Here is a 13,177-nt window from a genome sequence, read left to right on the forward strand (position 1 = left end):
GTGCGTCTCTTCCTTCTCCCCTTGTGGGAGTAGGGCAGCACGTTTACGCTGCTCGCCGACCCAGCCAATTTTTCCTTTTCCCTATTCCCCTACTGACCTACTCCCCACAAGTGAAGAAGGAAGAAGATGCCTTCAGGCGTTGGCGGCAGCCACTGCGCGCTTGGCCATCACCGCGATCAGATTGGCCCGGTAGTCGGCCGAGGCGTGGATGTCGCTCATCAAGTCATTCGCCGGCACTTTCACTCCGTTGAGGGCGGCGGCGTCGAAATTCGTGGCAAGCGCCGCCTCGATTTCCTTCGAACGAAAGACGCCGCTGTCGCCGGCCCCGGTCACGGCAACGCGGACTCCGTCCGCGCCGTTGGCCACGAACACACCGACGATCGCATAGCGCGATGCCGGATTGCGGAATTTTTCATAGGCCGCCTTGGCCGGCGCGGTGAAGGTCACCGCGGTGACGATCTCGCCGTCCTCCAGCGCCGTCTCGAACAGGCCTGCGAAGAATGCGTCGGCGGCGATCTCGCGCTTGTTCGTGACGATGATGGCGTCGAGGGCAAGAAGAGCTGCCGGATAATCGGCGGCGGGGTCGTTGTTGGCGATCGAGCCGCCGATCGTGCCCTTGTAGCGTACCGCCGGATCGCCGATCCGGGACGCCATATGGGCGAGCGCCGGACACGCCTTCTTCAGCTTCTCGTCGCTGGCGACATCGTGATGCGTGGTGGCGGCGTGGATGGTTATGGTGGAGCCCGCCACCTCGATGCCTTTCAATTCCTCGATGTGCGAAAGGTCGACGAGATCGGACGGTGCGGCAAGCCGCGTCTTCATCGCGGGGATCAGCGTCATGCCGCCCGACAAAAGCTTTGCATCGCCGGTCTCGAGCAGCTTGACGGCATCGGCGACCGAGGCGGCACGGTGATAGTTGACTGGGTACATTTGTCTTTCTCCCTTCGGGGGAAAGGAGCGAATAGGGAGTAGTGAGTAGCGAATAGGCCCTATCCCTTCGCACGCTCTTTGTTCCCTATTCGCTACTCCCTATTCGCTATTTGCTTATCAGTGTTTCGTTGCCCGGATCGCTGCCCACACCGTGGACGGCGATGCCGGCATGGCGATATCGGTGATGCCGATGGCGTCGGTGATGGCATTGATGACAGCTGGCGGCGAGCCGATGGCGCCGGCCTCGCCGCAGCCCTTGATGCCGAGCGGATTGCCCGGGCACGGCGTGTTCGAGGTCGAGACCTTGAACGACGGCAGGTCGTCGGCGCGCGGCATGGTGTAGTCCATATAACTCGCCGTCAACAGCTGCCCGCTGGCATCGTAGCGGGTGCCCTCCAGCAGGGCCTGACCGATGCCTTGCGCGATGCCGCCATGCACCTGGCCTTCGACGATCATCGGGTTGATGATGTTGCCGAAATCGTCGGCCGCGACGAACTGGACGATCTCGGTCACGCCGGTGTCCGGATCGATCTCGACCTCGCAGACATAGCAGCCGGCGGGGAAGGTGAAGTTCGACGGATCGTAGAATGAGGTCTCCTTCAGCCCCGGCTCCATGCCGCTTGGCAGATTGTGGGCGGTGTAGGCAGCAAGCGCCATCTGGAACCAAGGCACTTGTCTGTCGGTGCCGGCGACCTTCAAGGCGCCGTTTTCGATGACGATGTCGCCCTCGTCGGCCTCGAGCAGATGGGCTGCAATCTTCTTGGCCTTGGCCTCGACCTTGTCGAGCGCCTTGGCGACAGCCGACATGCCGACGGCGCCCGAGCGCGAGCCGTAGGTGCCCATGCCCATCTGCACCTTGTCGGTATCGCCGTGGACAATGGAGACGCTGTCGATCGGCACGCCGAAGCGCTGGTTGACCAGTTGCGCGAAGGTCGTCTCATGGCCCTGGCCGTGGCTGTGCGAGCCGGTCAGCACCTCGATGGTTCCGGCGGCGTTGACGCGCACCTCGGCACTTTCCCAAAGGCCGACACCCGCTCCAAGACTGCCGACCGCCGCCGACGGCGCCAGCCCGCAGGCCTCGATATAGCAGCTCATGCCGATGCCGCGCAGCTTGCCGCGCTTGGCGGCGTCGGCCTTGCGCTCGGCAAAACCGGCATAGTCGGCAGCCGCCATCGCCGCGTCCAGCGAAGCGGCATAATCGCCGGCATCATAGTTCATGATGACCGGTGTCTGGTGCGGAAACGCCGTGATGAAGTTCTTTCGGCGAAGCTCCGCCGGCGACACGCCCAACTCGCGTGCGGCGGTCTCCATCGCGCGTTCGAGCAGATAGGTGGCCTCTGGCCGCCCTGCCCCGCGATAGGCGTCGACCGGCGCGGTGTTGGTGTAGACGGCGCGCACATTGGCGTGGATCGCCGGAATGTCGTACTGGCCCGACAGCAGCGTCGCGTAGAGATAGGTCGGTACACAGGACGAGAACAGCGACATGTAGGCGCCGAGGTTGGCGATGGTGTCGACCTTCAGCCCGGTGATCCTGTTGTCCATGCCGAAGGCCATTTCGACTGTCGAGACATGGTCGCGGCCATGGGCGTCGGTAAGAAAGCTCTCGGTGCGGTCGGCGACCCATTTGACCGGCACGCCGGTCTTCTTCGAGGCCCACAGGCAGATGATTTCTTCCGGATAGATGTAGATCTTCGAACCGAAGCCGCCGCCGACGTCCGGCGCTATGACGCGCAGCTTGTTCTCCGGCGCGACATTGTAGAAGGCGCTCATCACCAGGCGCGCAAGATGCGGGTTCTGGGAGGTCGTCCAGCAGGTATAGTGGTCCTCGGCCTTGTCGTAGTGACCAAGCGCGGCGCGCGGCTCCATGGCGTTGGGCACCAGCCGGTTGTTGACGATCTTCATGCGGGTGATGTGGGCAGCCGCCTTGATTGCCGCGTTGGTCGCCGTGCTGTCGCCGAGCTCCCAGTCGAAAATCAGATTGCCGTCGGCTTCCGGATGGATCTGTGGCGCACTCCTTTCGAGCGCCTTCGGAGCATCGACAACTGCCTTCAGTTCCTCGTAGCTGATCTCGACCGCTTCGGCCGCGTCGCGCGCCTGCCCCTTGGTCTCGGCGACCACGACGACCACCGCGTCGCCGACATAGCGGACCCTGTCGAAGGCCAGCGGCGACCACGCCCCCATCTTCATCGGCGAGCCGTCCTTGGAATGGATCATCCAGCCGCAGATGATATTGCCGATGCCGTCGGCCTTGAGCTCCTTGCCGGTCAACACGCCGATGACGCCCGGCATGGCCTGCGCCTTCGTAACGTCGATGTTCCTGATCTGCGCATGCGCATGCGGGCTGCGCACGAAGGCCGCATGCTTCATGCCGGGAACCACCATGTCGTCTACATAGCGCCCGGCGCCGGTAATGAACCGCTTGTCTTCCTTGCGCGCTACACGAGCGCCAACACCTTCAATGCCCATCGCAGAAATTCCTCCCGAAAAAGTAGGGGAATAGGGGAGTAAGGCAGTAGGGCAGTAGGGAATTAAGAGCCAGATCGTTTACTCCCCTACTCCCCTATTCCCCTATTCCCTTCATCCCTCATGCCGCTTGCCTGACCTTGCCCTTCGAAGACATCGTCTCCGATGCGGCGAGGATCGCCTTCACAATGTTGTGGTAGCCGGTGCAGCGGCAGATATTGCCTTCGAGCTCGGCCCGCACCGTGGCCTCGTCGAGGCCTTCGGGATGGCGGTTGACCATGTCGGTCGCCGCCATGATCATGCCCGGCGTACAGAAACCGCATTGCAGCCCGTGATGCTCCTTGAACGCCGCCTGCATCGGATGCAGGTCGGCGCCGTCCGCCAAGCCTTCGATGGTCACGACGCTCGATCCTGAGGCTTGCACCGCAAGCATCGTGCAGGATTTTACCGCCTTGCCGTCGACATGGACCACACAGGCGCCGCATTGCGAGGTGTCGCAGCCAACATGCGTCCCGGTCAGGCCGAGATTCTCCCTCAAGAAATGAACCAGAAGCGTGCGGTCTTCGGCTGCGCCGCTGACCCGCTTTCCATTCACTGTCAACGATATCTCCGACATGAAACCTCCCTGGGTGCTATCTTGGTCGTTTTTTTGGCGTCGGTGGTGCCCGAGCCCTCCATCTGTCCACTATTCTTATACCGCATAAAGCCCGTCTTATACCGCATAAAAGCCCGGGAAAAAGTGCCGCGAAATGCCGAGATTGCGAGAATGCAGCTCGCCCCAGAAACCGCCTATTGTACTTTCGGTCACGCAAAGACAGGCAAACGGCGGAGCGAAGCGAAACCACGGTCGCCTGGCGATGCCGCCTTGCGGTCATGAGCGGCAATGGTGCTGGCCAAGCCAATTTCAGCCGATGCCGTGTTTTCTGAGAACCTCCTGCTCGTCGCCTGACACCCAGCCAAATATTTTAGGCTCTCCGGCCAGCTTCTGCACGAGGTAGTGGACGTCGAAATCGATCGTGACGTCCGGTCGGATGAAGGCGGCGGCATAGACCGATGTCATTTCGTCCATGTCGGCATCACCGGCGAGGGATTTCCGGAAAAGCCGCTCGTACCGTTCGAATAGCTTCCTGGCCTGGGCGTCCATGGATCACTCCGCTGTGGTTTTGGATCTGAAGTTTCTGAGCGCTGATGCCGTCAAAAAACAGCAGAAAATTCAATTCCGTCATGTTCGCTCATTGCCAAAGTAGCACTTGAAGACAACAATGACTTCGACGCCGGCGCGCCAGGAGCACAAAAAAGAGCCGCGCACAAAAAGAGCGTCGGAGGAGATGGAGGAGGAAGCCGCTGGCCAGTTCACGGACGCGCTATGCATGCGGCCTATCGGTTCTCACCACCGACGAACCCGACGCGGATGCGTTCGCCCGGGCGGTGGCAGTGGAAGCCGCGGCGATCGATGCTGGGTTTGCCCTGCTGTTTTTCTCGCAAAGCCTCCTCGATGCGGCGGCCCTGTCGGACGCACTGAAGATCAACGCGCCGGCACTCCGCTATGCCGGCTGCTCGACGGCCGGCGAGATTACGCCCAAAGGCCTGGAGGACGGCCAGGTCCTGGCCCTGCTGCTTCCCTCGGCATCTTTTTCGGCAGCCAGCACCATGGTCGAAAATCTGTCCTCATCGGGCATGGACGGGATCACCGGCGAAGTCGAGGCGCTGAGGCGTTCGTTACGCGGCCGCGTCGGACACGAGCGAGCCGACAGCACTTTCGCGCTCTGCCTCATCGACGGGCTGTCCTATGCCGAAGAAGCGGTTACCTCCGCCATCCATTGGGGGCTCGACGATATTCCGCTGATCGGCGGGTCGGCCGGCGATGATTTGAAATTCGAGACGACGCGGCTGATCTCGAACGGCAAGGTTGCCTGCGACAGCGCCATCATCGTGCTGATCACCACGGAAATTCCTTTCCACGTGTTCAAGACCGACAATTTCGTTCCCACCGACGAGAAGCTGGTGGTGACCGCGTCCGACCCCGATCACCGCACCGTGCGCGAATTCAACGCCACCAATGCCGCCGAGGAATATGCCGCCTCGGTCGGCGTAATCCCGCAGATGCTGACGCCGCTGAGTTTCGCTTCGCACCCGGTGGTGGTGAAAGTGGGCGGCGAATTTTACTGCCGCTCGATCCAGAAGATGCACGCGGACGGCTCGCTGTCGTTCTTCTGCGCCATCGACGATGGCGTCGTCCTTTCCATCGCCCGCCCCAAGAACATGGTTGAATCGACGCGTGCCGCCTTCAGGGATGTCGAGGAAAGGCTTGGCGGCATCGACATGATCCTCGCCTTTGACTGCGTCCTGCGCAGGCTCGATGCGCGCAACCGCCAGGTCTTTCGGGAGATTTCGGAACTCTACAAGGTCAACAACGTCATCGGCTTCGGCACCTATGGCGAGCAGTACCGGTCGATGCATCTGAACCAGACCTTCACGGGCATCGCCTTCGGAGAGCGGCAGGCGGCGGAGTAGGAGGTTTTATGCCGCTCAGGAACATCAACGACCTGGAGAAGCTGAAGAAGATTAACGCCGCCCTTGTCAGCCGCGTCGAACGCTCGATGGACCAGCAAGGCAACGCGTTCTCGCTGTTCCAGACCGCGATTTCGCTCGAGAATCGCGTGCGTACGCGCACCGAGGAACTGCACTCGACACTGCGGAGATTGGAACAATCCAACATCGATTTGAGCGCAGCCAAGGAAAACGCCGAACTGGCGAACCTGTCCAAGACCAGGTTCCTGGCCGCCGCCAGCCACGACGTATTGCAACCGCTGAACGCCGCGCATCTCTCCGTCTCGGCGCTCGCCGAAGTGCAGACCAGCGACGAGGGTAAAAAACTGGTCCGGCAGGTCGAGCGGTCGCTGGAGACGATGGAGGATCTGCTTCGCACCCTGCTCGACATTTCCAAGCTCGACGCCGGCGTCGTGCAGCCCGATATCGGCGACGTCAGCCTGGAGATGCTGTTTTCGTCGCTGCGCTCGGATTTTCTGCCGGTCGCCGAATTGAAGGGCCTGACGCTAAAATTCCGGCCGGTCAACGCCGTCGTGCGTTCGGACCGCACCTTGCTGCGCCGCATCCTGCAGAACATCCTTTCCAACGCGCTGCGCTACACCCGCTCCGGCGGCGTACTGGTTGGCACCAGGCATCGCGGCGACACGATCCGCATCGATGTCGCCGATACCGGCTGCGGTATCCCCGACGACCAGCGCGAGGCGGTGTTCGAGGAATTCCACCGCGGCACGATCCCGACCGATGCCGGGCCTGCCGGCGGCGGGCTGGGACTGGGCCTGGCCATCGTGCGCCGCATCGCCGCCGCACTCGGCCATCCCGTGACGTTTTCGTCGAAAGTCGGACACGGCACGATTTTCCATATCGACGTTCCGGTCGGGATCGGCGCCAGCGTCGATGCCATTGCCGGCACCGCCGACATGGAGCGGCCGCGCGGCTACGGTCTGTTCGGTACAAAGGTGCTGCTGGTCGAGAACGACGTCGAGGTGCTGCAGGCGATGACGTCGCTGCTCGAGCGCTGGCAATGCCTGGTGCGCCCCGCCACCTCGACCGATGCTGCGCTCGAGATGCTCGGCGATACGGACTGGGTGCCGGACATCGTCATCGCCGACCAGCATCTCGACGGCGGCGACCTCGGCACCACGACCATCGCCGAGGTCCGCGATTATCTCAGCCGCGCCGTGCCGGCGCTGATCGTCACCGCCGACGGTTCGGAGACCGTCGCCAAAGCCGCTCGCGCCGCCGGCATCGAGCTGATGCGCAAGCCGCTGAAACCGGCACAGCTACGCGCCCTGCTGGCGCATTTGCTGGCTTGATCCCAAAGACATTGGCAGTAGACCGCGAGCGACAAGAAATGGCGCACCCCTCACCGTGATTTCCCGTCCTTCGACGGAAAAGGTAAGTTCTTGGTCAAGGTTGTCGTCCTAACGGGTGCGCCTAAAACCCCGCCTGGCCGCGGAACAGCTCGGCACTGTCGAGTTTCGAAACCTCGATGACGGCTTGCGTCCGGCTGTAGACGTTGAGCTTGCGCAGGATCTCGGAGACATGTGCCTTGACGGTGGTTTCGCCAACCTGCAGCTCGTAGGCGATCTGTTTGTTGAGCAAACCCTGGCGCAGCATCTGCAGCACCCGCAATTGCTGCGGCGTCAATTTGGCAAGGCGCTGCACCATCTCGGCGCGGTCGGTGCTGTTGGCGTCCGGCGGCTGGCCTTCGTAGGTTTCGGGCACGTAGATCGCACCTTCCATCACCGAGCGGATGGCGGCGGCCAGATCGCTTTTGCGCGCCGACTTCGGGATGAAGCCGGCTGCGCCGTAGGACAGCGCTTCGGAAATGATCTTGGGCTCTTCATGCCCCGAAACGATGACCACCGGCAGGCGCGGGTAGCGGGTCCGAAGCTGCAGCAGCCCGTCGAAGCCATGCACATCAGGCATGCTGAGGTCGAGCAGCGCGAGATCGAATGGCTTCGCATCCGCCAGAAGCTCAAATGCCTCGGTGATCGAACGCGCCTCGACAGTGTCGACGTCCGGATAGGCCATTTGCACAGCGCTGTGTAGCGCCTCGCGAAACAGCGGGTGGTCGTCGATGATCAGAAACCGGGCGCGATCGTTGACTGCGGTCATGGCGTTCGTTTCACTTCAAGGCAGGATAGAATAGCCCAGCGACCATGGCCAGATTATTGGCAAATAGTACATCGCCATCCCTGGCCGAAGGACGAAGATGACAATTTCGAGACCACCATGCCTTGCCCGGCCGTCCAAATCGGCCGAATGTGCAGGAATGAGCGACTTCGTCCTGCATAACTACTACCGCTCCTCCACCTCCTACAGGGTGCGGATCGCGCTGGAGATGAAGGGCCTGACCTACCAATATGTGCCGCATCATCTGCGCCATGGCGAGCATCTCGAGCCCGCCTATCTCTCGGTCAATCCGCAAGGACTGGTGCCGGCGCTGATCCTGGGCGACGGCACGCTGCTGACGCAATCGCTGGCGATCATCGAATTTCTCGACGAGACCAGGCCCGAACCGCCGCTTTTGCCGCAGGACGCACTTGGCCGGGCCCGCGTCAGGATGCTGGCGCAGATGATCGCCTGCGACATTCATCCGGTGAACAATCTGCGCGTGCTGACCTCACTGCGCACGCTGTTCGGCGCTGGCGACGAGGACGTCGCCAACTGGTTCCGGCACTGGGTGAACGAAGGTTTCCAGCCGCTTGAAAAGATTCTGGCTTCCTCGGCCGATACCGGGACATTCTGCCATGGCGACACGCCGGGGCTGGCCGACATCTGCCTGACCGCCCAGGTCACCAGCAATGCCCGTTTCGGCGTCGACCTGACGCGCTACCCGACGATCGCACGCATCCGCGCCGCCTGCATGGCGCTGCCGGCCTTCCAAAGGGCGGCGCCGGAGAACCAGATCGATGCCGAGTAGGGCAAGTTGGATAAAAGCATGAGGAATTGCCGATGAGAGCGGTTGTCTTCGAAAAATTCGGCGAGGTGCCGACGATCCAGACCGTTCCCGATCCGGAGCCGGCACTGGGCGGCGTTGTCATCAAGGTCGAGGCGACCGGGCTCTGCCGCAGCGACTGGCATGGCTGGATGGGCCATGACGACGGCATCCGCCTGCCGCATGTGCCGGGCCACGAGCTTGCCGGCGTCGTCGTGGCCGCCGGCAGCCAGGTGACCCGCTGGAAGACCGGCGAGCGCGTCACCGTGCCGTTCGCCGTCGGCTGCGGCCGCTGCTTCGAATGCAGCTCGGGCAACCATCAGGTCTGCGAACACCAGACCCAGCCCGGCTTCACCGCCTGGGGCTCGTTCGCCGAATATGTCGCCATCGACCATGCCGACACCAATCTGGTCCGCTTGCCGGACGAGATGGAATTCGCCACCGCCGCCAGTCTCGGCTGCCGCTTCGTCACCTCGTTCCGCGCCATTGTCGACCAGGGCCGGGTGACACCAGGCGAATGGGTGGCCGTGCATGGCTGCGGCGGCGTCGGCCTGTCGGCGATCATGATCGCCAGCGCCATCGGCGCCAACGTGATTGCCATCGACCTGACCGACGAGAAGCTGGACTTCGCCAGCAAGATCGGCGCGGTGGCGACGATCAACGCCGCCAAGACACCGAATGTGGTCAAGGCGGTCAAGCAGATCACCAATGGCGGCGCGCACATGTCGATGGACGCGCTCGGCCATCCCAGTACCTCGTTCAACTCAATCGCGAACCTGCGCCGGCGCGGCCGCCATGTGCAGGTCGGCCTGATGCTCGGGGACCACGCCAGGCCGCAGGTACCGATGGACAAGGTGATTGCCTTCGAGCTCGAAATCCTCGGCAGCCACGGCATGCAGGCCTACCGCTACCAGGCTATGATGGAGATGATCCGCACCGGCAAGCTGAAGCCCGAACTGCTGGTGGGCAAGCGGATCAGCCTCGACGAGGCGCCCGCGGCCTTGATGGCGATGGGCGGCTTCGAAGGCATCGGCATCGGCGTGGTGACGAAGTTCTAGCCGTGCGGCTCTACCTTCTCCCCTTGTGGGAGAAGGTGGATCGGCGCGCAGCGCCGAGACGGATGAGGGGTGTTGGAAGAAACACGACCTAAAATATCGAAAGATTTTAAGCGGTTACGTCTTCAATGGAGTGATCCGGCCAGCACCCCTCATCCGACCGAGCTTCGCTCGGCCACCTTCTCCCACAAGGGGAGAAGGGAGAAGGGCCGCCGCCTCTATCTCGCATATTTCTTCGCACCGACCACGCAAAGCACCACGGCAGCGGTGACGGCGATCATGGCGGGGCTGACCGGCTCGTGCAGCAGCATTGCCGCTAGGCCGAGGCCGAAGAAAGGCTGCAGAAGCTGCAACTGCCCGACCGCGGCGATGCCGCCTTGCGCCAGCCCGCGATACCAGAACACAAAACCGATCAGCATGCTGAACAGCGAGACATAGGCCAGGCCGATCCAGGCGGCCTTGCCGACATTTTCGAGCGACGGTGGCATGGTGATGAGCGTCAAGGCCAGCATGACCGGCAGCGACAACACCAGCGCCCATGAGATCACCTGCCAGCCGCCGAGTTTGCGCGACAGCGTGGCGCCTTCCGCATAGCCAAGTCCGCACACGATGATTGCGGCCAGCATCAGCATGTCGCCAAGCGGCGACGCCGAGACACCTTGGGTCACCGCAAAACCGGCAACAAGGACGCTGCCAAGGCATGAAAACAGCCAGAAGGCCGATTTGGGGCGATCGCCGCCGCGAATAACGCCGAAGATCGCGGTCGCCAGCGGCAACAGTCCGATGAAGATGATGGAATGGGCCGAGGTGATGTGCTTGAGCGCCAACGCGGTCAGCAGCGGAAAGCCGACCACGACGCCGAGCGCCACGATGGCCAGCGAAAACAGATCCTGCCGTTCCGGACGCTTCTGGCGAAAAACGAGCAGAAGCGCGAGGCCGAGGATGCCTGCCGTGGCAGCGCGGGCGACGGTGAGGAAGGCCGGATCGAAATCCATCACCGCAACCCGCGTTGCCGGAAGCGATCCGCTGAAAATCAGAACGCCTACGAATCCGTTGATCCAGCCGCCCGCCGTCTTGTCCATTGCATGCTCCTGAAGTTCTCGCCCTCTATCGGGCCGGATCTATGGCGCCGCCAGAGACAATGAGGTACAATTTGACAAAACTGTCATGGTAATTTGAGCAGTACGGATGGACGAGCAGACGACGGCAAGTGAGAGCAGCGGGACGCTTGTCGAAAGCGTCATGGCGACGATCAGGCACAGGATCGCCGCGCGCAGCCTGACACCGGGGACACGACTGCCTTCTATCCGGGCTTTCGCGAAGACTATGCAGGTTTCCAAATCCACCGTGGTCGAGGCCTATGAACGTCTTGCCGCGGAAGGCAGCATCCGCTCGCGTCCCGGCTCGGGTTTTTATGCCGCCGGACCACTGGCTCCCTTGTCACTGGCCGAGATCGGCCCCAGGCTTGACCGTGCCGTCGACCCGCTCTGGGTTTCGCGCCAGTCGCTGGAATCCGGCGACGGCGTGCTCAAACCCGGCTGCGGCTGGCTGCCTGCCTCATGGATGCCGGAGGCTGGATTGCGCCGGGCGCTGCGGACAATGGCACGCGGCGATGATGTCACGCTGACCGATTACGGCACCCCGCTCGGACTGCCGCTGCTGCGGCATCTGCTCGCCCGGCGCATGGCAGAGCACGGCATCGAGGCGTCTCCCGACCAGATCATGCTGACGGAATCGGGCACCCAGGCCATCGATCTCCTCTGCCGGTTCCTGCTCGAGCCGGGCGACACGGTGCTGGTCGACGATCCCTGCTATTTCAACTTCCATGCCCTGTTGCGCGCTCACCGGGCCAAGGTGGTCGGCGTTGCCTATACGCCGTCGGGACCGGATATCGAGCTGTTTACGCAGGCGCTGGTCGAGCATCGGCCGCGTCTCTACATCACCAATTCCGCGCTTCACAATCCAACGGGTGCAATTCTGTCGCCGGTCGTCGCCCACCGATTGCTCAAGCTCGCCGACCAATCGGATCTGACGATCATCGAAGACGATATCTTTGCCGACTTCGAACACACGCCCGCACCCAGGCTGGCGGCGTTCGACGGTCTTGGTCGCGTCGTCCATATCGGCAGCTTTTCCAAGACGCTTTCGGCGTCGGTGCGCTGCGGCTTCATCGCGGCTCCGCGCGACTGGATGGAAGGGCTGACCGATCTCAAGATCGCCACGTCCTTCGGCAGCGGACGCCTTGCCTGCGCACTGGTGCTGACGCTGCTGAAGGACGGCAGCTATCGCAAGCACGTCGATGTGCTGCGCACGCGGCTTTCCCGCGCCATGGCTGAGACAAGCACCCGACTGAAGGCGATCGGCATCGTGCCGTGGATCGACCAGCCGACCGGCATGTTCTTGTGGTGCAGACTGCCGGAAGGCGTCGATGCAGCTGAAATAGCCCGCCGCGCCTTGTCGGCCAATGTTGTGCTGGCGCCCGGCAATGCGTTCAGCCTGTCCCAAACCGCCAGCCGTTTCCTGCGCTTCAACGTCGCGCAGTCGGCGGACGAGAGAATTTTCAGGACGCTTCAAGAGGCGATGTCGCGTTGATTTTCGCTGTCACGAAATGCAGGCCTTGGCGCTTCGCCCCTCACGCCCCTGCCCGCCTGCGCCGCCGCTCATAGAGCATAACCAGCGTTTCGGCGGTCAGGGCTGGCTTCTTCTCACCTTCGATCTCGACGATGTTGGCGGCCTTCATCAGATACTGGCCGGGACCTTTATCCTCCATGGACAACAGCGTGATGCGCAGCCTGATGCGCGCGCCGGCCCTGACCGGCGCCAGGAACCGCACCTTGTCGAAGCCGTAGTTGAAGACGGCTTGCGTGTTTTCTGGCACGATGCCCATGTCGAGCGCCAGCGCGCCGATGATCGACAGCGTTAGATAGCCATGCGCGATGGTGGCGCGGAACGGGCTTTGCCGCTTCGCCCGCTCTGGATCGACATGAATCCATTGGCGGTCGCCGGTGCATTCGGCGAACTGGTCGATCCGGCTCTGGTCGACCGTCGTCCAGTCCGACACGCCAAGCTCCTGACCTGTCATCGTCCGGAGCTGTTCGTAGGTCGGCGGCGGCCTCAGCCGTATTTGCGTCATTCCTGCTTTCCCGATCGCTTTCCCTGCCTCCGGACCACGAACCGGCCGCCCCTGTCAATTCGCTGGGCGTGTTCCGCTGCGATATCCTCGGCCGGATCGCGCCAG

Annotated in this window: 12 protein-coding genes; 5 read left to right on the forward strand and 7 right to left on the reverse strand. The window is 62.7% G+C overall.

Translation table 11 applies throughout. The annotated features are described in order from the left end of the window. Positions 1 to 132: 132 nt before the first annotated feature. The 4 genes from NMG70_RS21055 to NMG70_RS21070 all read right to left on the reverse strand — a co-directional run bounded on the left by NMG70_RS21055 (position 133) and on the right by NMG70_RS21070 (position 4,537). Complete coding sequence (locus NMG70_RS21055; RefSeq protein WP_254026316.1) at positions 133 to 930, reverse strand: FAD binding domain-containing protein; 798 nt, start codon at positions 928 to 930, stop codon at positions 133 to 135. Between the two features lie 117 nt (positions 931 to 1,047). Next, positions 1,048 to 3,396 (reverse strand): xanthine dehydrogenase family protein molybdopterin-binding subunit, encoded by a 2,349-nt coding sequence (locus tag NMG70_RS21060; protein ID WP_254026317.1) that lies wholly within the window; start codon positions 3,394 to 3,396, stop codon positions 1,048 to 1,050. 118 nt (positions 3,397 to 3,514) lie between these two features. Beyond that, a complete protein-coding gene (locus NMG70_RS21065) occupies positions 3,515 to 4,009 on the reverse strand; it encodes a (2Fe-2S)-binding protein (RefSeq protein WP_254026318.1) in 495 nt (164 codons plus the stop codon). Positions 4,010 to 4,297: 288 nt separating this feature from the next. Next, a complete protein-coding gene (locus NMG70_RS21070; protein ID WP_254026319.1) occupies positions 4,298 to 4,537 on the reverse strand; it encodes a hypothetical protein in 240 nt (79 codons plus the stop codon). Positions 4,538 to 4,827: 290 nt separating this feature from the next. On the opposite strand from NMG70_RS21070, the gene NMG70_RS21075 reads away from it, so the two are divergent. Further along, the gene (locus NMG70_RS21075) at positions 4,828 to 5,907 is read left to right on the forward strand and encodes an FIST signal transduction protein (protein ID WP_254026320.1); all 1,080 of its coding nucleotides are present in this window, start codon (positions 4,828 to 4,830) and stop codon (positions 5,905 to 5,907) included. Between the two features lie 8 nt (positions 5,908 to 5,915). Beyond that, positions 5,916 to 7,256, forward strand: coding sequence for an ATP-binding response regulator (locus NMG70_RS21080; protein ID WP_254026321.1), 1,341 nt, complete (start codon positions 5,916 to 5,918; stop codon positions 7,254 to 7,256). A 121-nt stretch (positions 7,257 to 7,377) separates the two neighbouring features. On the opposite strand, the gene NMG70_RS21085 is transcribed toward NMG70_RS21080, so the two are convergent. Continuing rightward, positions 7,378 to 8,061, reverse strand: a complete 684-nt coding sequence (locus tag NMG70_RS21085) for a response regulator (protein WP_126106185.1) — start codon at positions 8,059 to 8,061, stop codon at positions 7,378 to 7,380. 157 nt (positions 8,062 to 8,218) lie between these two features. Here NMG70_RS21085 and maiA point away from each other — a divergent pair, with 157 nt between their 5' ends. Then, positions 8,219 to 8,869, forward strand: a complete 651-nt coding sequence (gene maiA, locus NMG70_RS21090) for a maleylacetoacetate isomerase (protein WP_254026322.1) — start codon at positions 8,219 to 8,221, stop codon at positions 8,867 to 8,869. Between the two features lie 32 nt (positions 8,870 to 8,901). Beyond that, positions 8,902 to 9,942 (forward strand): zinc-dependent alcohol dehydrogenase family protein, encoded by a 1,041-nt coding sequence (locus NMG70_RS21095; protein WP_254026323.1) that lies wholly within the window; start codon positions 8,902 to 8,904, stop codon positions 9,940 to 9,942. A gap of 215 nt (positions 9,943 to 10,157) precedes the next feature. Here NMG70_RS21095 and NMG70_RS21100 read toward each other — a convergent pair whose 3' ends face one another. Beyond that, the gene (locus tag NMG70_RS21100) at positions 10,158 to 11,021 is read right to left on the reverse strand and encodes a DMT family transporter (RefSeq protein ID WP_254026324.1); all 864 of its coding nucleotides are present in this window, start codon (positions 11,019 to 11,021) and stop codon (positions 10,158 to 10,160) included. 106 nt (positions 11,022 to 11,127) lie between these two features. Between NMG70_RS21100 and NMG70_RS21105 the strand changes: the two genes are divergently transcribed. Next, the gene (locus NMG70_RS21105; RefSeq protein ID WP_254026325.1) at positions 11,128 to 12,531 is read left to right on the forward strand and encodes an aminotransferase-like domain-containing protein; all 1,404 of its coding nucleotides are present in this window, start codon (positions 11,128 to 11,130) and stop codon (positions 12,529 to 12,531) included. Positions 12,532 to 12,571: 40 nt separating this feature from the next. Here NMG70_RS21105 and NMG70_RS21110 read toward each other — a convergent pair whose 3' ends face one another. After that, the gene (locus tag NMG70_RS21110; protein WP_254026326.1) at positions 12,572 to 13,072 is read right to left on the reverse strand and encodes a MaoC family dehydratase; all 501 of its coding nucleotides are present in this window, start codon (positions 13,070 to 13,072) and stop codon (positions 12,572 to 12,574) included. Positions 13,073 to 13,177 lie beyond the last annotated feature (105 nt).

This window comes from Mesorhizobium ventifaucium (assembly GCF_935822925.1).
GTDB lineage: Bacteria > Pseudomonadota > Alphaproteobacteria > Rhizobiales > Rhizobiaceae > Mesorhizobium > Mesorhizobium ventifaucium.